The sequence below is a fragment of the Leptospira weilii genome, from assembly GCF_006874765.1.
In the GTDB taxonomy this organism is placed as follows: Bacteria; Spirochaetota; Leptospiria; order Leptospirales; family Leptospiraceae; genus Leptospira; species Leptospira weilii.
The window spans coordinates 1,557,939-1,580,048 of sequence record NZ_CP040840.1 but is presented as its reverse complement, the minus strand read 5'-3'; the positions used below and the strand labels follow the sequence as shown (position 1 = coordinate 1,580,048).

Here is a 22,110-nt window from a genome sequence, read left to right as displayed (position 1 = left end):
CGTTTGAAGCGATTTTGTTAATCCGAATCATGGAATTTTTCAATAACTCTATTTTAACGTGAGTTCGGCGATTGAAAGTTTGGGCGAATAAGAAACTAAAGTGTTGCTCTCTAACAGAACCTTACCCCACAAATACTTGGATCCGAAGATAAATCTGTCGGAATTCCGACAAATCCCCCGTGAAACTTAGTTCCCACCCTATTTTTGGGTGGTGGGTGATGAGCGACCCGTAGGGAGCAAATCATTGAGCCTGGAGGCGGAAAGGTTCGGGAAATTTTTCTCTATCAGAAAATTATACTTTTTGCAAGTAAAAAGCCTTATTCTTGTCGGAACACTACCAAAAATATCAGTTTTTGATCCTTATTATCCCAAAAGCCTTCTTAATTTGTAGGGTTAGGTTACGGCTCTCTACGAATCGTAACATAATAATCGTTTTCGCATTTTCAACCGCCGAACTCACGTTATTTTATAAAACGCTCGGTTAGGTTCGCCAAAAGTTTATCCGTGACAGTTTAGTTTGTTTCGGATAATGGAACATTCCTTCCTTTTCTTACCGATAATTAAGTAGCCTTCCGCGCTTTCTCCATCGTCGTAGAATCTTCCGGTGAACACGGAACCGTTTGCAAACCAATACGTCCCCGTTCCCGCCTTCTTATCGTTTTGAAAGTATCCGGAATATCTGTCCCCGTCTTGGTACCGTATATCTCCGTATCCATGTCGTTTATCATTTTTGAAACCTCCGGAATATATCTCTCCGGTATCATATACGTAAATACCCGGTCCGTTTTTACAATTTCCGTTTTTACATCCGGGGGCGGAGCCGAGATAAGAAGAAAGCGGTTTGGCCGATTTTTGGGAAGGTCGATAAATTTTGTTATCCGAGGTCGATTCTTCCGACTCTATGTACTTTTTAGGTTGGCCGAACGCGTCCTCTTGAAAGAATCTCCTTTCTTTCAGTTCAGGCTCCAAATCAAGATCGCTCTTCTTTTGAGAGCTTGATGCTTTGACATTTTCCTTTTTAGAGGTTACTTTGTTTTTCTTACCACAATCCGCCAAAACAAAGTATAAAAACAGAACGACTCCTAACGTAAAAATTTTCTTCCGATTGGATTTGAAAAGGACCATCTCCTCCTCCATTTAAAGTCCCTTCTTTAAATATCGGAAATCGACTCCGGTTTCAAAAGGTTTGGTTCTTAAGAATTTTTCCTCAATCGAATCAAACTGATTTCAGAGGGCGCCCCAAGTCGAATCGGAGGCCCCCAATATCCCGTTCCTCGGCTCACATAGATCCAAGTGTCCTTATGTTTGTGAAGTCCCGCAACAAACTTCTGCGCGAGATAGATGAGTAAATTCCCCGGAAAATACTGTCCTCCATGCGTATGTCCCGATAACTGAAGATTAAATCCCGCGTCGGCCCCTTCAAAGACGCTGTTCGGTTGATGTGCGAGTAGAATTTTGTAATCCGTTTTTTCTCCTCCCTTCATCGCCCGATACGGATCCGTTTTATGTTCCGCGAGGATAGATCCCGCTTTGAGATCGGTGACACCGGCAAGAGTCAGATTCGCTTTTCCATGTTTCAGAATTTGATTTTCGTTTAATAAAACTAGAATATTATGTTTCTTTAATTCATGAATCCAAGAAAGAACCCCCGAATAATACTCATGATTTCCGGTTACGAAAAAAGTTCCATGTTTGGATTTGAGATCGGCAAGAGGAGTGATATGATGAGCGAGTTTACTTACAGGACCGTCGACCAGATCTCCCGTAATCGCGACCAAATCGGGTTTAAGTTCGTTTACGGTTCTTACGACAGATTCTAAAAAACGCTTTTTGATTGTAGGTCCGATATGAATGTCCGAAATTTGAACGATCCTGAATCCATCCAAAGAAGAGTGTAAGTTTTCCTCAAAGACATCGACCGAAATCACTTTTAGCTTTTTATGCGCCTGATAGAATCCAATTCCCGTAAGTCCTCCCGCAAGCCCAAGTACGGAGAAACTCAGAAGTTGGTTTAAAAACTCCTTTCTTTGTACGAGTTCTCCCGCGCCGCTATCGCTTGAATCGGAATTTGGAAAGAATTTTGTGAGCCCATACAAGGAAACCGCGGTTATGTCCTTCAACAAAACGAGACTGAATAAGATCGTAAAAAATCCTAACCCGGTGAACGCAAGATAGGAAAACGCGGTTTGAATCCCTTCGCGTTTGGAAGTCAGACTGATGTAATAACTGACCGGAATACTTAAGGTACATAAAAAAATCAAGGCCCATGCAAACCAAGAAATCCAACTCTGCGTGCTTAAACTTGGGATTAAACGGAAACCAGTGTACGCGTAACCCAATCCGATAATGAGGGTAAACACGGAAAGAAAAACGAGAAAACGAGAAATTTGATTTTCCATGGCCTATATAAGACCGATGAAAATCCACAAAGTTCCTTTTCGTATTAAATTTCGGTCAGTATAGGTTTTTCTTCGGTATTTTCAGTTCTTCGAATATTCCTCCCAAACCCTTGACGAACCTTCAGTTTCTCTTAGTTTTGACAAAATATCTATGCCTAAAAATGTTTTAGAGTCTCTAAAACTGAAAAGTATTCTCAGTACCAGCACAATTTTAAACGCAAATTTAGATCTCTATCAGCTATTACCCCTAATCATGCTCTATTCCAAAGATCTTCTGGAGGCGGACGCGAGTTCCTTATTCCTTCTGGACGAAACGGAAGAATTTTTATACTGCGAAGTAGCGCTTGGTGAAAAAGGTGAAATCATTCAAAAATACGGGCGCCTTGATATAGGACAGGGAATCGCCGGTTGGGTGGCCAAAGAAAAAAAGCCGATCATTTTAGAAGACGCATATTCAGATTCCAGGTTCAATCCGTCCTGGGATCAAAAGACGGGTTACAGAACCCGTTCCTTGGTTTGTGTTCCTTTGTTTATCGAAAGCAAGATTATCGGGACTCTTGAAATTCTCAATAAGACGCAAAACCGTTCCTTCGACACCTGCGATTTGACTTATCTTACGTCCTTATCCGAAGTGGCCGCAATTGCGATCCAAAACGCGAAGATTCACGAAAATCTTAAAAAAAGAATCTTGGAACTTTCTCTTCTTTATGAATTCGAAAAACTCATCGTTTCCGAAAAAAGTATTCATGAACTGGGCAATTGGGTACTGGAAAGAGTTTTAGAATTCTTAGAAGCAAAAACCGGAACCATTTATCTCGCGGATCATACAAGTCAGACATTGAGAATTCTCGCAGCCAAAGGAATTCCAAAAGACGCGATTCATACAATCACAGTTCCTTTCGGTGAAGGCGTTGCTGGATGGGTAGCCAAGGAAAGAAAAAATCTTCTCATACAAAACTTGGAAGAAGACAAACGTTATAATCTGAACGCGAAATACAAGTTCGAAGCGAACTCTCTTATTTCTTCCCCCTTGGTTTATAAAAACGAACTTTTAGGAGTTATCAGCGTCAATAACAAGAATTCCGGATTTGCGTTTCATAAAAACGATCTAGAAATGTTGGGGGCGATTGCAAACCGACTTTCGATGACGATCAAGAATGCGGACCTCTTTCATAAAGTCGTGAACTCCGATCGGGAATTACAAAGAGCTAGAGAGGTCATGTCGAAAGTAATCCCGACTACAATCCCTTATATCAAAGGTCTGGAAGTCGGAGCGGAACATATTCCCTACTCGAACGTGGGCGGTGATTTTTATAGCATATTCAAATTGGATTCGGAACGAACCGGATTTTTAGTCGCGGACGTTTCCGGCCACGGTCTTTCTGCTTCGGTCATAGCGGCGGTGATGAACACAATCATTTCCACTTACGACAAAGAAATTCTTTCCAGCCCGTCCCAATTTTTCTCGGGGCTCAATCACGCCCTCAATAACAAAATGGTCGGAAATTTCGTAACCGCGTTCTACTGTGTGATCGACACGGAAAAAGATACGATTCTTTATTCCAACGCAGGACACAATCATCCTTTACTTTTGCAAAATTCAACCGATAGTATGCTCTCTCTGGAAACGAAAGGAAAACTAATCGGTATTATTCCGGACCTTTTTTTCGAGGAGAAATCCATTCATTTCAAAACCGGCGATAGGTTGGTGCTTTATACGGACGGAATTTCAGAGCATTATTCCGACGACAGAACCAAACGTTACAGCGAAGAATTCATCTCCCTTTCGATTCATAAGTGCGCCTCTAAAACCGCTCAGGAAACATCCGCACAAATCATCTCCGATTGTATCGAATATTGCAATTATTCCAAGTTTAGCGACGATGTAACTCTTCTCGTAATCGATCGCAAATAACGTGCAACAACTCCCGGTCGAATGATCCATAAAAAGGCATCTGCCTGAGTTTCCCGGTCGCATCATAATGTTCCAATTCCTTCGGAACTTAACTCAATAGAGTTGTTGTAAAATCACTTCTCTATCTATTTCTGTTTCATTGAAACGGACGATTGAAGTAGTTTTGTCAATCTCCGCTATTGAATTTTTCAACAATTCTAATATCAAAAACGATGTTATTCGCGCTTACATCTTGAAAGAAATGGCCGATTACTCCTCTAAAAATTATATTCGTTAATTCATTGGGCTCCCGATCAAGATAAAGTATGTATTATCATTTCCGCCGTATTCAAATTTACTTCATAAGATCGGATGAAATTGTCACGTATTACCCGTCCCTGTAAAATAGAATACAGTTAATTTGAGTATAAATCTCGCGTTAGACGTAGAATTTTAGACACTCTATTATGTAGAGATGAGTAAGAACGTCATACACCTTTATCACAGAATTCTTTAAACCGAAATCGTTATACTTTGATTGAACGAGCATTATATAATCCTTTAAAAATAAAAAATAAATTCCACTTTCTGAATAAAACGGAGATATCTCCAGAGTCTAACTAGATGAAATAAGGAGGATTCACAATGAATGCAATCACGATCTTTGCGCTTGCTTTGTTGGCAGTTCCTGTTTTTGCCCGTTTTGCACGGGTGACAAAAGAAGCGATGGGTAGATATCACCTGATCGGTTTAGGAGGTTTGTTCTTGATTTTGGGAGAAGCGACCCGAATGACAGCAGACAAAATCTCTCCGATCGCGACACTTCTACCGGTCATCGACATCGTCACTGTGGTTCTAGCATATGCGGGGGTTCTCTTCGGGACACTGTGGTTATCAGTGTATTATATAAAGCACCCGAATGAAATTTGAAAATTCTTAAGCAAGAATGAGGAAAAAGGCGGGCGTGTTCCCGCCTTTTTTACGTACGGAGCCTTGTTTCAATCCATTTACAAACTCAAACAACGCGACAAATCTCAAAGATCGGACAAAATCCTCTTGCAAACCGAGTGTGTAGGAACTCTCATTATCCCAATGAGTCTTCGCGGGTAAAATTGAAAGACTCAAAGACAATATGAATCCAAGCGAATCAATCCGACATTCTATTCTTTATGCGGTCGATCCTCTTTGCCCCTGGTGTTACGGCTTTGGACCGGTCCTTCAAAAAATCCGGGAAGAATACAAAAACAAAATTCGATTTTCTTTGGTTCTAGGCGGCCTTCGCTTTGAGGACGGAGCCCAATTTTTAACGCCCGAATTATCAAGGATCTTAAAACACGAATGGAAAGACGCAGAATCCATCACAAAACAACTATTTCAATCTAAGTTCCTCGATAGAAAGGATTTTCGATACGATTCCTTTCCCGCCTGTAAAGCGGTTATCAGCGTTCAAAAAATAAAACCCGAAAGAGCATTCGATTATTTGAATGCTCTTTCCAAATCCTTTTATTACGAAAACCAAGATCCGACCTCCTTTCAGACTTTTGTTTTTCTTGCGGAGAAGTTCGGAATCTCTTCCGAAAAATTTCAATCCGTATTCGAAGATAAGGACACCGATATGGAAACCAAAAACGACTTCTATTTCGGTTTTTCCTTGGGAGTAAGCGCTTTTCCGAGCTTAGTCTTTTCGGACGGATCTGAAAGTGGAATCCTAACAAGAGGTTATCACACGTACGAACAAGTAGATTCCATTCTTCAAGATTATTTTAGAGCGATAAGAATCTAAGATCTATCTCATAACCTTTCGCTTAGTTTCGAAACTTCGTTCCATGTCGTTACAAGTTATTTTCGAACAGGTTTTGATTTTAAGTATTCGTTCTTTCCTTTGTTTTTTCCTTGGTCTCCGTCTTGCCCGCGTAATTTGCCAGAACCAAAAGAATTCCCCCCAAAAACGCATACCAGAAACCAGGCACCGATAACATTTCCGGAAACCAATCCCCGATAATCAAGATCACCCAAGCATTGATGATCAATCCAATCAAACCCAAACTCAGATAATAAAATACGATTCCGATTCCAAGAGTCATGATTACCAATATAAGTCGTAGGATTGTGTTGATGATCACGAAAGCGACAACAACGATAATCGAATTGAGCCAGCCGCCTACTACATGAAAATCAGGATGAATCAAAGGGAAAACGAACTCCACGACGAGAGACATCAAAATCAGAGAAAATAAAAAATGGATCATCGCACTTCCAAATTAAACATAAACGTCAATATTGTTACCGACCGAAGACCCCGGCGGAACGACCTGCGTATCCGGATTTTCAACCTGATTGTCCTGAACCGCTACGATCTCCCTCGGAGAAGAACCAGTTGATACGGGTGCAATCGAATCTGAAAATAAAATCTGTCTGGATCCTACCGCCATGTAAGACATAGTGTTTTGCTCCCATTCAATCAAGAACCTACAGATATTATAGTAAAAGGCCCCGAGATCTTCAAAGGAAATTTATTGAGCCGTTACAAAAAATTCCCTCCTAACCGAGTCTTTCCTAATCGACCAGGCAAAACACATGTCGCCCGAATTACGGTGAATCTTTGCAAGAAGACTCCTTGGTTCTCTCTCCCCAATAAATCGTTTATAAACATAAGGTAAAAACATGTCCGGTTTTTCGGAGGAAGTTCAATGCGATTTGTTAGGTCGTTACTTTCTTATCTCGTTTCGACAAAGTCAATACGTGCTTCGGAGAGTAATTCCTGAATTTTTTCTTCTTGGAAAATTTCCGAAAAATCGGAATCCGATCAAACACTCGCGACCGAACAACATTCGCCAAACGAATTTTTTGCACGGATTCGTTTAAACGGTGAGTATCGTCATTCTCGAATCGCCAAAAAACGGACTTGAACTGCGCATTTCTAGATTCTATTGTATTCCGAGGAGCTGATCTATGAGTTTTTCGAAGATAGTCAAACGAGAATTGGAAGTCGCGTTTTCAAAAACCGGACAACCGTTCTGGTTTCGAATCGTTAAGTATTGCGTGTTGCTGTTTCTTTTGTATTTGATTCGGGATTCCGAATATCTTTGGCATATTTTATTAAGCGCATTCGCAATTTCGTTTACGATTCATTTTTGGTTTAGATATAAAACGAGAGGATGGACGCGAAGTTATGGACCGTGGAAACACGATCAAAATATAAAATCTTAAACTATCAATCCGAAAAAGATTTTGTTCAAAATCGCGCGAATTGCCTTCGTGAAAAATCCAAGATCATTTCGAAATTTCGGAAAGTTTAACGCTTTCTACCGATTTCAAAAAAACGGCGATTTTGCGCATACAATTCTCCTTTAATTTTCAACGACCCTAATATCCTTTATCATAAACAAGAACCGGTTTTATTTCAAAGCCATCGGCAGATTTTAAAACGAAATCGTATCCATAAAATTCGGACATTTGATCGTTTTTGAAATTCGATTCCTAAGAAAAAAGTTCTTGAATTTTTTCAGAATTCTTCCGAGCCTGATACTGCATGTTCCGCAATATAACTCTGCTACCGCTTCAGCTTCTTCTCCTCCTTAGTTAGGGGAGCCGGTAGAGTTGTAAAAAAATACACGAGCCCGCTCCTCCTCGAGTGGGCTTTTTTGTTTCCGGAAAACTACTCGGAAAAAAACCACTCCTGGAATCGGCCTCCAAAGGAGAAAACAATGCAACAAAATTCGAAACAAGAAAACGCGCACGCTATTCAGGGCATTTCAATATCCGGAAATCAAAAATATATACAGTCCTTTTCGGAAATTCTTCAAAACCCTCTTCCCAAACATCCGCCCTTTTTTATGGACGTAACTTTGAGAGACGGCAATCAAGCTCTTCGTAAACCCTGGGATCTGGATCAAAAAGAAACGATCTTCAAACAACTTTTAAAGTTAGGCGTTCAAGGAATCGAAGTCGGATTCGCGTCTTCTAATTCTCAAGAATTCAAAGCATGCAGTCATCTTTCTTCCATCGCGCCGGACAATGTTGTAATATCCTCCCTTTCCAGAGCGGTCGAGAAGGAAATAGAAACTTCTTGGAAGGCAATTCGACACGCATCAAAGCCGAGAATTCATATCGTGTATCCGATCTCCGCATTTACGATTCAAAACGTTTTAAAGTTAAGTCCTGAAAAAGTTTTAGAAAAGATTTCCGAATCCGTCTCTTTCGCAAAAAGCCTCGTCGGTTCGAAAGGTGAAGTTCAATTTTCGGGAGAACATTTCGGAGACTCTCTGGAGAATTTAGATTTCGCCGTGGAAGCGTTTCGAACGGCGTTGAACTACGGGGCCGATATCATCAACCTTCCGAACACGGTAGAGCGTTATCGTCCTTGGCTTTTTGTTTCTATGGTAAAAACCGTTTGTAATATGCTCCCTGAAAACGCAAAAATTTCTGTGCACACGCATAACGATTTGGGAATGGCAACCGCAACCACAGTTGAATCCTACTTTTCAGGCGCGGTTCAATTAGAGACCGCATTAAACGGTCTCGGGGAAAGAGCCGGAAATACGAACACGTACGAGGTTGCGATCGCCCTTCATAACTGCGGTGTTGACGTCCCACTGAATCTTTCGACGATCTACGAAACATCTCGATTGGTCTCTTATCTTTCGGACGTTCCCATCTACGAAAAGGCCCCTTTGATCGGCGAAGACGTTATCTCCCACAGATCCGGAATTCATCAAGACGGTGTCGCAAAAACCCGTCATCTCTCCAAAGGCGCCTATCGCGCGTTCGACGCGACTTTGATCGGAAGATCGGAGGGAGATCGAATCGAATTTACAAGCCAATCCGGAAGAAGCGCGATTTTCTGTATTTTGAAAGACGCCGGAGAAGATATCACCTTGGAACAAGCAGGAAGACTACAACCGATCTTAAAGAAGATTTCGGAAGATTCGGGAAAAGGAGAACTGACTCTCAGTGAAATTCAGCTCGTATGGAATAAGATGAAAGCGATTCTTCACAAAGCGACTTCGGGATGATTTTTTGAAGAAGCTTTCGCTCTAAAAACGGTCGACTTTGAATTTCGATCAAGTGAAAGAAACATAACTCCTCGCTTCTTCTAGGACTGCTCGACGGGCTCGGAACTATTCATGATTCCGTAAAAAAGTATTTCATGAATTTCTCCCTGCAATTGCATCATCGAATACGAAGAATTTAAGAGAAGTTCCGGAGTCGCTGTCATTTCGATCGCAGAATTAAGAAGCGCGGCAAAAATCGTCGGATCCAAATTTTTACGAATCTCTCCCTTTTCGATTCCTTGTTCCACCAAGGCCTGAACGGTTTTAGAAACAGACTCCATTTTTACTTCCTTGAGATAAGCGTAATGATCGGGAGCCTGATCCCTGATTTCCGTAATGAGCTCGTTCGCTCCCGTAGGAAACTGACTGAACTTGAATTCGCTGATCGCTTGGATTTTTTCATGCACCGGCAAAGAATCATCCTCTCTGATCTGTTCGAGTTTCGTATTCATCAAGTTATGCTTGTGAGAAAGAATTTCGAAAAGAAGGTGATTTTTATTTTCGAAATGTTTATACAAAGTTTTACGGGAGATTTTCAGAACCCTTGCGATTTCCTCCATTTTGGTTTTCGCATAACCGTATTTTAGAAAAAGCTCAAGTGCCTTATCCATAATCCTATGTTTTACTTCGTCTTGCTCCATCGCTTTCATTTTTGCGGATTTGCGCCATTTATGAAACTCTTTTTTTAAATTCGACAAGAATTCAAACTAAATTCGCTCAGATAAGCCTTGTAAAAAAATAAAATTCCTTTTTCGCTCGTTCTCATCCGAAAACTTTTCCCACGATTCGTTTTAATTTTTCGACATGAGAAAACTCATTACCAAAGTAAAACGTCTCCGGAAAAATCGATCAAAATTCACATACTCATTCCTTATCGATAAAACCTTGGATTTTTAAACGATCAAAGAACTTAAAGTACGAAAGGCGATACGAGCAGAATCACAATCAAAATACTTTCTATCTATCCCGATTTTACTCATCTCTACATAATAGAATGTCTAAAATTCTGCATTGAAACATGGGATTTGTGCCCAAATTAACGGTACTCTATTTTATAGGGATCAGTAATATCAAGAAAAAGCGGAAATCTCGTCGACCGATCTTTGCAGTTTCTTCTATTCCGTATAATTTCCAATCGAACAAAAACATATAAAACACCTGTTGTTTCCCGGTTGAAAATAATTTTTTATCAATTTGTTCTCCGCCTAGTAAGAAGAACTTTATAACTTTAAGATTTTATGGTTAAGCTATGAGCTTAGCGGGAACTCACACAGCGAAGATAACCCGAAACATTTTTTGCTGTGGTCGTATTTGTGGATCCGGTAGTAAAATTGATCTTCCAAGCGGTGGTTGAATTTAAAGGATCGCTTGTGCTAGTCCAAAATTCTACCAGACTTCCGGTCGGATTTCCCGGAAACCAATCTTTTCGGATCGTGGGAGTTTCAAAACTAGTCCCCGTCGTTGCGCAGGTTTTATCCTGAGAATTCGTCAGATCAGTCCCGTTAGAACAATAAACGATTCCCTTTAATTCCGCGTGCGTGGGAACTCTCCACGCCATCGTCTTACCGGAAACATTGAAAGTAGAACAAGAATTGAAAGCAGGCCCTGAAGTTAAAATCCCTCCCAGAGTTCCATTACATTGATTGTCCAAAGTAGAACAATATTGAGGAGAAACTAAAAATCCGGTGCAAGAATCCGTAGCAACATCGTAAGTTTGACCACGGGAACATCGCATCCAAGTAAGACCGGTCGAAGGGAAAAAAATAGTTTCCCCCTGAATCACCGGAGGGACTTGGGTTCCCGAAATCAAAATAAGTAATAGAGAGACTAAAGAATCCTTTTCCCGATCAGGCGAAACAAAATCCCTGAAATAAGGATTCAAGTAACAAGCCGAGTTTAAAAGTAGAAAAAAGGAAAGAAAGATCCTAAAAGAAAGCATTCGAAAATTCGCCATAACTTTATCGCCTTAATCTTGAAATCGAACTCTTTGAATATTCGAACGTTGGAAACTTCTTTCTTTGCCTTTATAAAACAATTTAACCCCATTTTCATCGATTCGAGTCACAGTTCCTTTCACGATTTCACCCGACTTCAAAAACAGGACGGAAAAACTCTTCGAATATTTCACTTCTTTGTTCCAGGAACTTTCCAGCTCCTCTTTCAAAGAAGAATGAATCCTCTCTTGAAATTCTTCTTTCCATTGTTTTTCATTCCGTCGAATAAACTCTTCCTTAACTCCCGTCATATCGACTTTGGAAACTTCTTTTTCGGACTTCTCCGAATCGCTCGTAACAGAAGGTTTTGCAAAAGTAGTTTCTTTAGAACCACAACTTTCGACATCAATAGTTTTACGCGTAACAGAAGCGGCGATTCCCAAGAACATGCTGAGTATTCCGTCCAACCAAGTTGTTTTAAGAATCACTCGATACGTGCGATTTTGATCGGGTAGAATCTCCGAATAATTCACTTTATTGATCGGAACCGAACCAAAAAGAACATACCATTGATATCTTTTACCATTCGATTTGCAGTTTGAAGAAGAATGATCCGAAATGTCAAAATTCTTTTGGGAGTTTAGGATCGGTTTCGGTGTATCCCCTCCTCTTACGGAGTTCAATTCTAAACTTGTACAAGAATATAAAAAAAATAACATAGGAACAAAGAGCCCAAACCGAGAATGAACCAAAAAGGAATACAAAAGAACGTATAGATTCTTCACTTTAAAACGAACTCCTAGACTCATAAAATCATGCGCTGTTCGCATATTTTTAGAAACTATTTTAAAGACCAGTTTTTTCTATCGCGATTCCGAGATAATTTATCGATTCCAAAGTTATAGAACTTCTCTGAAGGGAATCTCTCTAAAATCAAAAAGAATGATATGGTCCGGATTTTCTCGGTTTAGACGTTATTTCTCAAAGTTCGAATTTCAAAACGAGTGAGGCAACGCAACAATTCAAAAGCCTTCTCAACACTAAGGTCTGTTATATAAATATTAGAGTTGTTGAAAAATTAATTTTCCATTTGTTGTTTCACTGAAATAGACGATTGAAACAGTTTTGTTGATCGCACAATTGAATTTTTCAACAACTCTATTATAGTAATTTAAATTTCGCTAAGAATCTCCGAAAGATTCAGCTAAGTAAATCATCAGTATATTAAAATACTATAAAATTTAATCTCGATGATTTTTATGAATTCGCTTGTTTCATTTACACGTATAGAAACCGGAACGCCGATCGTCGCAAATATCTACGGCAAGGCCTTCTTCCATATAGCGCAATAGAATCAAGAACTACTCATCTCTATAAAATAGAGTACCGTTAATTTGAGCATAAATCCCGCGTTTGATGAAGAATTTTAGACACTCTATTTTATAGAGATGAGTAATGCTATCGAATTAGAAAATTCTACGACACTGTAGCTTGCAAATCGATATGATATCCCTATAAACTCACAAACAAACAGAGTATATTTCGCAGATGCACGTTTTGTAATACGAGAAATACTCGAACGTTGAATTCGTTTTTTATAGATCTCGCATATGCGGATCTCGATCAAAACCTAGAATTTGGAGCGATCAATCTGCCGTCGACCCTCTCTTGATTCCGTCGAACCAAGAAATATCACACCCGGAACTGTCGAATCATATCAATTATGGGTGGCGTTAATCTCTTCTTTCTTTGTTGTGATTGATGCGGTTCATGATGTAAAGAGCGAGAAGACCGCCCAACAAAACCGCGAGTAAGTTTACATTCGAGATTTGGTAGATCCCAAACTTAGGCGAAATCAACCAAAGAACCACCGAACGGATGAAATCCTGAAGCAAGGAAAGGATGATAAGAGATCCGAGAAGTGCAACGATAAGAGCTCCCCAAAATCCTCCGAGAAGGTCCTTACGTTTGTAATAGTAATAATACCAGGAAAGTCCGCCGGAAATCCCGACTACAAATAAAACGTCAAGAATGGTCGTCCACCATGGCGAACCTGAAAAAGAAGCAAGCGGCATCAAAAAGAGTTGTCCGCTCTGTCCATGTAAAAAAGAATCAGGTAAATTCAGTAGGCTCATTCCAATACAGCATTCTAGGAAATTGTCTTTTTAGTCGACTCATTTTACTACCTGTTCTAAAACTTGCTTCTTTTAGAGCAAAAAAGTCAAAAGTCTTGAGTCCATTTCATTTATTTAACAAGAAACGAATCAAGAAAACGAAATTCCTAAATCTGTTTGTAATGCCAAACAATGAGAACACCAAATTTGAACAGCAAAACAAATCAAGCCGCTAAAACTTTCGGCATAGTCGGATTTCCGCTTTCACATTCTCTTTCTCCTCTTATCCACAATTCAATTTATAAAGATAGAGGAATTGACGCCTCCTATCTCGTTTTTGAAACCTCTGAATTGAATTCAAAAACAATTCAGGAATTCAGAAACTCGGGAATACTCGGTCTTTCCGTGACAATCCCTCACAAGGAAAAAGCATTCGCTCTTGCCGACAAAGCAGATGACACGTCCACGATCATGAAAGCGTCCAACACTTTATTGATCGGTCCAAATTCGGTTCATGCGTACAATACGGACGGAGAAGGAGCCTATCGTTCCATTTTAGAATTATCTCCGGAATCCTTAAACACCGGCAAGACGGTTATTCTTGGAAGCGGAGGAAGCGCGAGAGGAATCGCATACAACTTAGCCGTCTCAGGCAAAATTCAAAACTTACTCCTTTGTTCGAGAAACGAAACAGCCGCAAAAGAAATCTGCTCTTTGATCTCCGAGAATTCGAACGTCAGAACAGAATATATCGCCCAGGATTCCCTTTTTTCTCGAAAGGAGGAAATTTCCCTAGTGATACACACGACTCCGCTTGGAATGAAAGGCCAGGCTCCGGGTCCGTTCCTTCCGGAATTTTTCTTTAATCCGAACATGACTCTCTTTGATATCGTTTATAATCCTTTGGAAACCCCTCTGGTTAAAGCCGCCAAAAAGGCCGGAGCGAAAATCATTCCCGGATCGGAGATGCTCTTATATCAGGCGATGAAACAATTCGAACTTTTCACTAATATTTCGCCTAACGCGGATGACATCCTCAAAACCAGAGAACGTTTATTCCAAACACTAACAAATCGATGAGCGCAGATTCCGACTTTTTCAAATTTATCAACCAACTTTCCAACTTAGAAAAGACAAGAAACTTTAACGTTTTTAGCGGATATTCTCTCGAACCATTCGCAAAGGTTTTGAATCAATTCGACTTGAATAAAAGAAACCGATCCACTCTCTGCAGAATTTCCGTGGTAGGAACAAATGCGAAAGGGTCCATCACACATTTTTTAGGGGAATACTTCAGGCTTTTCGGTTTCAAAACAGGACTTTACACCTCGCCACACTTGATCTCTCCTGTGGAAAGAATTAAAATCGGCACAAACGCGCAAAACTTTCGGGACATTCGAACGAAAGAATTGGATCGATTGTTAAGCGAATGGAAATCCCTTGGGGCAGAAGAAGCTTTGAAATCCTTTTCTTTTTTCGAACTTTTTACCTGCGCCGCTTTCTTTTTTTTCGAAAAAGAATTTGCGGAAATCCAAATTTACGAAGCGGGACTCGGAGGAAGACTGGATGCGACGAAACTCTGCGATCCGGACGTAGTCGTTTTGGGAGTCATAGGTTTAGATCACAGGGAAATATTAGGAAATACGAAAGAAAAAATCCTGCGCGAAAAACTAGAAATCTGCACCGCCAATACGAAAGCCCTTTTTGCAATCGAACAGAAAGAATCGAACCTAAACGAAAAAATCAAATCCTGGTGCTCTCAAAATAAGATTCCTTGCGGGATATTTCCTCAAATTCCTCCCGAAGGAACGTATCTCGCCAGAAATAAACGCTTTTCTTATAAAGTATTTCAGAATATTTTAAATTTAGAATGGTTTCCGAAATCGAAACGTCCAACCATCGATCCGGGATTCGTCGAATCCGAGAACGTCTCTTTGACTTCAAACACGCCTAACTTTGAAACTTTCGAAAAATACGTGACCCTTCCATCGGGAAGATTAAGCGTTTTACGAAATTCTCCCCTACTTATTTTTGATCCGGCACACAATCCGGATGCTTTTAGAGAAACATTACGCAGTTTATCCATCTTATATCCTACGCGAAAGTTTCGGATTTATACGGGTTTGCTGAAGGACAAAGACGGAGACGAAATTTTGAAAATTCTGAGGAACGCACTTAACAAATCAGATATTCTCGGCTTTCGATTTTTAAAGGAGTACGGGTTCGCTCCTCCCGAAAGTTGCCGCTCCGAAGAGACAATCGATAATATCGAGTTCAAGTCAATTTTACAAAACTTAGACGAGATACAAAAATCGATCCTGATTCTCGGGAGTTTTCGTTTATTCCCAATTGTTTCCGATTCGATTTGTCGTTGAACTTATTCCAAATTTTCAGGCGAGAGGTAGATAAACGGAGAATTTAAAATTTAAAATTAAACTTCGCATAGGAATCGACTTCGACGAATTGACCCGAAATCGCATAAGGGTTATGAACCCGTTTCGGCGCAACACCTACGTCTAAAGTCTCTTCATCCAAACCGAGCCAATAAAAAGTTGCGGCTAAGATCAACATCGCAGCCATACCGTAAACCATCACACCTCCGGTGACACCTTCGCGCCGTCCGAAGTTCCCGGAGAGTTTTTGATACTTGCCCGCGTCCGCGTTCGTTTCACGGATGATTCTTTCCTCATAGAGGTACAATCCGATAAACTGATCTTGCGGAGCGACGCCGGCCGCCAAAAGAAGATTGGTAAAATTGACCCGACTGCGAGCGCGATCGTATAAATCGTTCGCTTTTAAATTGAAGTAATAATAACCTGCGTAAAACAAAAGGATTCCGTACAAGGAATAGATCGAAAAATCATTATAAGAATGATCTAAAAAAACATTTTGTTTATTTTTATAATAGCTGAGAGTGTCTCCCGGTCTTAGGATAAGGTCCAACTTCGTTTCCTCGTCCTTCTTAATCTCCACACCCTTTAAAAGATCCACATGACCTTCCATCGAAAGTCGAAGACGGTTGTATCCTGTTTTGACTCGAACATTTTTCAAAGGAGTTTTACCTAAAAATTCGGAACCGAGATAAACGTTTGCGCCCTCCGGATTTGAAACGACGGAAATCAATCCCTCTTTCGGAATTTTGGAAAGAAGGATTTCAAAACTCCCACCGTCTCGAATCGAAACTTTTTTTTCTTCGCTTTGAAAACCGTCCTTATAGTATTTGATCCTATGATTTCCGGGAAGTATGTCCGATCTCTGCAAAGGCGTTTTACCGAGAAACTGCCCATCCAAAAATACGAGAACACCATCCATATTTCCCGATTTAAAGGAGAACGAAACCGTGCCATTCCCGATCAGTTCCTTTTTAATCTCTCCGATCAAACCGTCTAATTCTTGATAAGAACGTCTAACGCTAGTCACAGCTCTGAATTCTTTTCGAGACCCGTCTTTGGACGATCTCAAGACGAGTTTTAATTCCATTTGAGATTCGCTTTTTTTTTCGAACGTTCCCGCAAGATGATAGAAACATCCCGACTTCTTTCCGGATAAAAACAAAGTGTTATTTTCGGGCGGAGTTTCCTCAGAGAGAAATTCCGCCTTTAAAAACAGAAAACGAGGATCTTTTCCGGGAGAAGTTTCTTTCGCCTTCCTCACTTGTTCCAAAATGTCCCCGTTCCATTCTCCCTTTTTAAAAATTACTTTTTCCGCAGGTTTTCCGAATGCGTGTTGTATGCTTTTAGGAATCACTTCCGGATCGAAAATTTGAAAAAGTCCTTTTAAGCCGGAATATAAAACTCCCCCGTAGCCCTTGCTTAAATAATCCAAGTTCGGATCCGCGTTTTGATTTTTGAGGGAAAATACGCATAGTTTCCTTTCCGTTTCAAAGGTGATTTTTGAGGGCATTCCACCCTCCGGAAAACGATAATAATCGTCGATTCCCTCCGCCGAAATCTCTATACTCAAAATCGCTAATATTAAAATAAATGCGGATATTCTAATCATCTTTTTCCCACGTTCAAAACGGCGACCAAACCTACGATCCCCAAAATAGGCATCGCCAAAGCCAAAGGAGCGAAATAAGCGTAATCCCTGGCAAAGGAAATTTGTTCTCCAAGACCGGGACCAAACCAATCGGAACCTGCGCTCACACCGAGGTAACTAAAAAGCGCCAACGTCATTACAACTCCGGGTAAGCCAGTAGTAAATAGAACTTTTAAAACCGGAAGAGCGGCGGGAAATATATGAGATCGAAATACATTCGATCTAGAAGCTCCAAAGAAAATCGACGCAAACACGAATCCGCTTCCGTCCGTTTCCCGGATTTTACTCTGAAGAGTTTCGTAGGAAAAAGCCCAATCTCCCAACAAAACCGCGACTACCAAAACAAAAGGGCTCTGTCCCAAAGCGTGAACCGTAAGAAGTGCGATCAGTAAGGAAGGAACGGAAACAAACACGGACGAGATCGGAGTAAAAAACCATCTTCCCGTAAACGGGACTGAGTATTGAAACAGGCAGATCAAAGAACTAAACGCCAAAGTAAGAAGTCGGGCGGGAAGCGAAAACAGAAAAGTCGAAATGGTTCCGTATGAAAAAAGACCGTAAACGTCCCTTCCCAAACGATCACAACCAAAAGGGTGATCCCAAGCCACGGAACAAAAGCTGTCTTCCAAAAAAACGTCTGTGGGCGGACTTTTCCAAAAAACTCCCACCAAAACAGAAAACACAAAAAGAACTCTCAGAAAATTGCCGAACGAAATCAAGAAAGATTCTCCTTACCGGTAAGATTTTCCTGAAAACGAATAGAGATCCTACTGAAGATATAAAATGTAAGACCGCTGTAAAAGAGAAGCGCGCCCAGTAACTCCGAATCCATCGTCTGAATCGCGTAATACATGGATTTACCGATCCCGGGAAAGAAAAATATCTCCTCCACGATCATCGCACCGGAAAGCAGGGAACTAAAATCGAGAAGAATCAAAACAACGAGCAAAGGAAATATTTTTAACAAAACATGATTCCATAATATTCTACTTTTAGAATATCCCCTTGCTCTTAAAACTTTAGCATAAGGGGAATCCAATTCGATTTCCGTAAAACTCAAAGCAAACTGATAAATTCTCGCCCAGACCCTGGAGCCCAAAGCAACTCCAGGAAGGATCACATACGTGGTGTTCCAAGGTTCGTATCCCCCCGGAGGAAGCCATTCCAATTGTACGAAAAAAATCAGAAGTAGAACGATAGCTACGACAAAAATCGGAGTCGAAAGAATCCAATTACTCAAAAAGAGAAAACCCTTTTTTAAAATGTTCTTTTCGCTTTTGGAAGCGAGAAGTGCGAGAGAAATCGCAAAAAAACTCCCGCAGCCCACAGAAAAAATCGCGAGGTGTAAGGTCGGAAGAACTCTCGAAGAGATATGTTTCCAAACGGACTCTCCCGAAATGGTCTTACCGGATCGAAGCGTTACGATTCCTTTTACAAAAGAAAACACCTGAGACGAAAAAGTTTTTCGTTTTAAAAAAGGTTCTTCTTTGGAAAAAGAGGAATCCGCGTAAAGATACTCTTGGTTTAACGAACGAAGATGACCGAAAAAAGTGGAGAAAAAAATCAATGCGATAAGAAATAAAAAGAACCTGGAGATTTCCCCCCTCACAATTATACGTTCCGAGAAAAAGCCTTTTGGATTTCCTCGAAGGATCCGGAACGAATGAGTTTTTCCCTATCTTCTTTTACGTTTAACGCTTTTGCGATCTGCGCAAGAGTTTTGATGTGTTCTTGAAATTTGGTCTTCGGAACGATGAGAAGAATAAAGATATGAACCGGTTGGTGATCGATCGAATCGAAATCGATTCCGCTCGGATTGAGTCCCATCACACATTTGAGTTCGTCCACGAGATTGACCGAACAGTGAGGAATCGCCACGCCGCTTCCGATTCCGGTGGACATTGACTTTTCGCGAGCAAGAAGAGACTCCAAAATTTCTCCCTTATATTCTGCGTCGATCTGACGCGTATCGACCGCTTTCTGCAAAAGCCTGGAAATAACTTCCTCTTTGGTTCCGGATTCCAAATTAAAAATAACTGTTTCGGGACGAAGAAGAGTTAATAGTTGATTCATACTCCCAACTCTCCGTGAATTTGGTATTTCCGTTTACATTTGTTACGATACACAATCATCATTCTAACTACAATTCGAGTTATTCCAATTGTCCGAAATTATCGACTCTGCTTCCCAGAAATATACGGATCAAACTGGCTTCAATGAAAAAATAGAAAACGGAAAAGGTGAAAAGCGGTAAGGAAATACCGACTAAAACTTGGATGACATAAAAAAGGACCACAGTCACAAAAACTCCGATCAGGGAATAAATCCAAGCAGTATATAGATTTCTTCCAGGTGCGGCAAAAAGAATTGCAAACGAAATCCAAGCGGACAAAAGAACGGGGGCATATTCCAAAGAAAGGTTTCCGATTCCCAAAACCAAACCAATTCCGAAGATCAGGGGAACCTGAAAAGAACTCGGTCTTTTTAAAAATACCGGAATCAGGAAAAGAATCGAATACGCTCCCATCGTTTCCAAAGCAGAAAATCTCCAAGGAGAATAACCGTCCTGCGAAAAAGAAAGAACGCTGAAAAGATCCGAGATGAATTCGTCCCTAAAAGACAAACTCGGTTTATCCGCAATCCCGGAAAATACATCCGCCGCCGGAAATAAAAGATAAAATAACAAAAAAATCAGAAGTTGAATCAGAGAAAGAGGCGCCTGAATCCTCAAGAAATTTTCCAGGGGAGAATATAAAAAAACACCGGTGATTCCGGCAAGGATGGCCCAAACGGCCGTTCCGGGATGAATCGGCAAAAGTAGAACGAAGATTCCCGTATGAACGACCCACTTCAGAGAATACACCGAACGCTTTACGATCGCAAATTGATAAACGAAACAAGTAGCCAGAACTATTACATAACAAATCCATAATGGAGCGGTTCCGAACAAAACGATTCCAACGATTGAAAACAGTCCGATCAAAATATCCGGAAAAAACGGATCCGATTTTCGAAAAAAACCGGTCTTCGTGACAAGGAGATAATCAGACATTCCGATTCTCCGGTTTTGTATTTTTTACGTTTCGGATCCGATCTCTGAGTGAAATTCGGGAAGGGCATAAAAACGTACAAATCCCGCATTCGATACAAGCGTTTGCAAAAAATCGCCCCTGACCGGTAACTAGGGAAATCGGATTGCATTCCAGTGGGCAGTTGTAAGTACATTCTCCGCATTCGATACAAGGAAATTCTTTCTGCTCCCTGATTTTATCCGAAACGAATATTATGGAATGGTGTTTGTAAATATCTAAAAAATATTCCTCGGATGAGGAATGAAATTCCCCTCCGTCAAAAAAGGAATTGAAAGTAAAATTCGGGTATTCCTTCTTTTTTTCGAGAAGAAGAAAACTAAGACTTTGTCCGTCTCTAAACTTGATCGGCAATTCTTCCTTTTTGAGCCCGCCGTTTTTTCCGACGTAATATATACTGATATGTCTTTCGATATAAGGAATCTTTTTGAACAAGGCTCTGTAAAGATGATAGAGGGTTTCCGGTCCGAGATAAAGAATTTTCTCTTTTTGGAACGCCTTTTCGGAAAGCGCCTTCTTTACGAAATATTGGGGGAAGCCGGCGGGGTATTCGTATTTTCGAAAAGGAACGGGAGACAGGATATGATCCCTGATTACGGCTCCCGGAAACCAGGCCGCAATATATTCTAAAAACTGAATATGCAACTCTCTGCATTCTTCCAAAAGAATTTTTCGGAAATCTACGGATTGGGTTTTCGTATACGGGGAAAGAACGATTAAAGACGACTGAAACGTTTTTAAAAGAGAGGATAACGTAGTATCCGGGAAGTCGAGAGAAATAAGTCCGAGTTCGTCCATTCTTTCCAAGGCTTCTTCCAATTTCAAAGAAGGATCGATTTGAATCTCACCCGACAATTGAAAACTTCCATCTTGTACGATTCGAATTTTTGTGGAATGTTCTCCTTGGATGAGGCTTGCGATTCCGTCCACCGGAGATAAAAGTGTTCCGACGGATTGTCGAACGAGAGGTTCTCCCGCGCGTACACGAGTGGGGAATTCTTTTAGATAAAGGGCTCCCGGTTCGGGAAACAATGTAAAGGGTTCTTCCAGGACGGTCTTACGGGAAAATTTTCCGTGGACCAATCCTGGTTTGAGAGTAAAAGCGGAGGGCTTCAAAACTCTTTAGGTGAGAGTTTTCACCATGTAGATTTCGTCTTTGATCGGAAGTTCTTTCTTAAGATTTTTGATATAAGGAAGAATTTCACCCATCGGCTCATAAAATTCACAGTTCACTTGCATACGGCGAGCAACGGTAAAATATTTATAGAGCTTTTCTTCTCCGGACCTTTTAGACCATTTTTTCTTGGTGCATTTTACGCGGAGAATATATTTGTCCGCCTCGGATTCATACTGCCTTACGGTCACACAGTGTAGGCAATTAGCGCAATAAACTTTCTCACTCATCGGGATTCCTATAAAAGTAACGATTTTTTGTCAATTTTTCAGAAAAAAGCGCGAAGTCAAGCATAAGCACTCGAACTTCCACACAAAGCTTGGAGGATCCTCGCATTATCCCCTGCTAGTTAGACAGAAACTTCCTCACAAACGCGCTCAAGTATGTCCTTCGCCGATTAGGGATTAGGTG

At 40.7% G+C, this 22,110-nt stretch carries 22 protein-coding genes; 7 read left to right on the top strand and 15 right to left on the bottom strand.

Annotation, left to right across the window (positions count from 1 at the left end; all coding sequences use genetic code 11):
• Positions 1-498: 498 nt before the first annotated feature.
• Positions 499-1,137, bottom strand: a complete 639-nt coding sequence (locus FHG67_RS07515) for an MORN repeat-containing protein (protein WP_016758251.1) — start codon at positions 1,135-1,137, stop codon at positions 499-501.
• A gap of 56 nt (positions 1,138-1,193) precedes the next feature.
• Positions 1,194-2,399 carry a metallophosphoesterase gene (locus tag FHG67_RS07510; protein WP_142499722.1) on the bottom strand — a complete coding sequence of 402 codons (1,206 nt, stop codon included), beginning with the start codon at positions 2,397-2,399 and terminating at the stop codon, positions 1,194-1,196.
• Between the two features lie 151 nt (positions 2,400-2,550).
• On the opposite strand from FHG67_RS07510, the gene FHG67_RS07505 reads away from it, so the two are divergent.
• The 3 genes from FHG67_RS07505 (at position 2,551) to FHG67_RS07490 (ending at position 6,076) form a co-directional block, all read left to right on the top strand.
• Positions 2,551-4,314 carry a GAF domain-containing SpoIIE family protein phosphatase gene (locus tag FHG67_RS07505; RefSeq protein ID WP_036075858.1) on the top strand — a complete coding sequence of 588 codons (1,764 nt, stop codon included), beginning with the start codon at positions 2,551-2,553 and terminating at the stop codon, positions 4,312-4,314.
• A gap of 624 nt (positions 4,315-4,938) precedes the next feature.
• Complete coding sequence (locus tag FHG67_RS07500) at positions 4,939-5,223, top strand: LIC10816 family protein (RefSeq protein WP_000991776.1); 285 nt, start codon at positions 4,939-4,941, stop codon at positions 5,221-5,223.
• A gap of 202 nt (positions 5,224-5,425) precedes the next feature.
• The gene (locus tag FHG67_RS07490) at positions 5,426-6,076 is read left to right on the top strand and encodes a DsbA family protein (RefSeq protein ID WP_004501883.1); all 651 of its coding nucleotides are present in this window, start codon (positions 5,426-5,428) and stop codon (positions 6,074-6,076) included.
• Between the two features lie 79 nt (positions 6,077-6,155).
• On the opposite strand, the gene FHG67_RS07485 is transcribed toward FHG67_RS07490, so the two are convergent.
• Both FHG67_RS07485 and FHG67_RS07480 read right to left on the bottom strand, forming a co-directional pair.
• A complete protein-coding gene (locus FHG67_RS07485; RefSeq protein ID WP_002615227.1) occupies positions 6,156-6,542 on the bottom strand; it encodes a phage holin family protein in 387 nt (128 codons plus the stop codon).
• A 12-nt stretch (positions 6,543-6,554) separates the two neighbouring features.
• On the bottom strand, positions 6,555-6,734 hold the full coding sequence (locus tag FHG67_RS07480; protein WP_002614887.1) for a hypothetical protein: 180 nt from the start codon (positions 6,732-6,734) through the stop codon (positions 6,555-6,557).
• A gap of 511 nt (positions 6,735-7,245) precedes the next feature.
• Here FHG67_RS07480 and FHG67_RS07470 point away from each other — a divergent pair.
• On the top strand, positions 7,246-7,503 hold the full coding sequence (locus FHG67_RS07470) for a hypothetical protein (protein WP_002615051.1): 258 nt from the start codon (positions 7,246-7,248) through the stop codon (positions 7,501-7,503).
• A 497-nt stretch (positions 7,504-8,000) separates the two neighbouring features.
• On the top strand, positions 8,001-9,308 hold the full coding sequence (gene leuA2, locus FHG67_RS07465; protein WP_036075871.1) for a 2-isopropylmalate synthase LeuA2: 1,308 nt from the start codon (positions 8,001-8,003) through the stop codon (positions 9,306-9,308).
• Positions 9,309-9,388: 80 nt separating this feature from the next.
• On the opposite strand, the gene FHG67_RS07460 is transcribed toward leuA2, so the two are convergent.
• The 4 genes from FHG67_RS07460 to FHG67_RS07440 all read right to left on the bottom strand — a co-directional run bounded on the left by FHG67_RS07460 (position 9,389) and on the right by FHG67_RS07440 (position 13,407).
• Positions 9,389-9,997, bottom strand: coding sequence for a TetR/AcrR family transcriptional regulator (locus FHG67_RS07460; RefSeq protein ID WP_026054164.1), 609 nt, complete (start codon positions 9,995-9,997; stop codon positions 9,389-9,391).
• A 605-nt stretch (positions 9,998-10,602) separates the two neighbouring features.
• Complete coding sequence (locus tag FHG67_RS07450) at positions 10,603-11,301, bottom strand: Lcl C-terminal domain-containing protein (protein ID WP_004496721.1); 699 nt, start codon at positions 11,299-11,301, stop codon at positions 10,603-10,605.
• 12 nt (positions 11,302-11,313) lie between these two features.
• The gene (locus tag FHG67_RS07445; RefSeq protein ID WP_004500333.1) at positions 11,314-12,066 is read right to left on the bottom strand and encodes an LIC_13076 family protein; all 753 of its coding nucleotides are present in this window, start codon (positions 12,064-12,066) and stop codon (positions 11,314-11,316) included.
• Positions 12,067-13,014: 948 nt separating this feature from the next.
• Positions 13,015-13,407, bottom strand: a complete 393-nt coding sequence (locus FHG67_RS07440) for a hypothetical protein (protein ID WP_085986086.1) — start codon at positions 13,405-13,407, stop codon at positions 13,015-13,017.
• 195 nt (positions 13,408-13,602) lie between these two features.
• Here FHG67_RS07440 and aroE point away from each other — a divergent pair, with 195 nt between their 5' ends.
• On the top strand, positions 13,603-14,475 hold the full coding sequence (gene aroE / locus FHG67_RS07430; RefSeq protein ID WP_004496719.1) for a shikimate dehydrogenase: 873 nt from the start codon (positions 13,603-13,605) through the stop codon (positions 14,473-14,475).
• A complete protein-coding gene (locus FHG67_RS07425; RefSeq protein WP_004500340.1) occupies positions 14,472-15,770 on the top strand; it encodes a folylpolyglutamate synthase/dihydrofolate synthase family protein in 1,299 nt (432 codons plus the stop codon). Before aroE ends, FHG67_RS07425 begins: the two co-directional genes overlap by 4 nt.
• Positions 15,771-15,813: 43 nt before the next feature.
• On the opposite strand, the gene FHG67_RS07420 is transcribed toward FHG67_RS07425, so the two are convergent.
• The 7 genes from FHG67_RS07420 to FHG67_RS07390 all read right to left on the bottom strand — a co-directional run bounded on the left by FHG67_RS07420 (position 15,814) and on the right by FHG67_RS07390 (position 21,929).
• Positions 15,814-17,397: a PEGA domain-containing protein gene (locus tag FHG67_RS07420; RefSeq protein WP_004501894.1), complete on the bottom strand. Its 1,584-nt coding sequence runs from the start codon at positions 17,395-17,397 to the stop codon at positions 15,814-15,816.
• Positions 17,394-18,155: an ABC transporter permease subunit gene (locus FHG67_RS07415; protein WP_061217982.1), complete on the bottom strand. Its 762-nt coding sequence runs from the start codon at positions 18,153-18,155 to the stop codon at positions 17,394-17,396. The genes FHG67_RS07420 and FHG67_RS07415 overlap by 4 nt, the downstream gene beginning before the upstream one ends.
• Positions 18,152-19,045 (bottom strand): ABC transporter permease subunit, encoded by an 894-nt coding sequence (locus FHG67_RS07410; RefSeq protein WP_002618537.1) that lies wholly within the window; start codon positions 19,043-19,045, stop codon positions 18,152-18,154. The genes FHG67_RS07415 and FHG67_RS07410 overlap by 4 nt, the downstream gene beginning before the upstream one ends.
• 2 nt (positions 19,046-19,047) lie before the next feature.
• Positions 19,048-19,509, bottom strand: a complete 462-nt coding sequence (locus tag FHG67_RS07405; protein ID WP_002618526.1) for a PTS sugar transporter subunit IIA — start codon at positions 19,507-19,509, stop codon at positions 19,048-19,050.
• Positions 19,510-19,588: 79 nt separating this feature from the next.
• A complete protein-coding gene (locus FHG67_RS07400) occupies positions 19,589-20,488 on the bottom strand; it encodes a hypothetical protein (RefSeq protein WP_004500296.1) in 900 nt (299 codons plus the stop codon).
• Complete coding sequence (locus tag FHG67_RS07395) at positions 20,481-21,641, bottom strand: oxidoreductase (protein WP_004496737.1); 1,161 nt, start codon at positions 21,639-21,641, stop codon at positions 20,481-20,483. Before FHG67_RS07395 ends, FHG67_RS07400 begins: the two co-directional genes overlap by 8 nt.
• A gap of 6 nt (positions 21,642-21,647) precedes the next feature.
• The gene (locus FHG67_RS07390) at positions 21,648-21,929 is read right to left on the bottom strand and encodes a hypothetical protein (protein WP_004459036.1); all 282 of its coding nucleotides are present in this window, start codon (positions 21,927-21,929) and stop codon (positions 21,648-21,650) included.
• Positions 21,930-22,110: the final 181 nt, after the last annotated feature.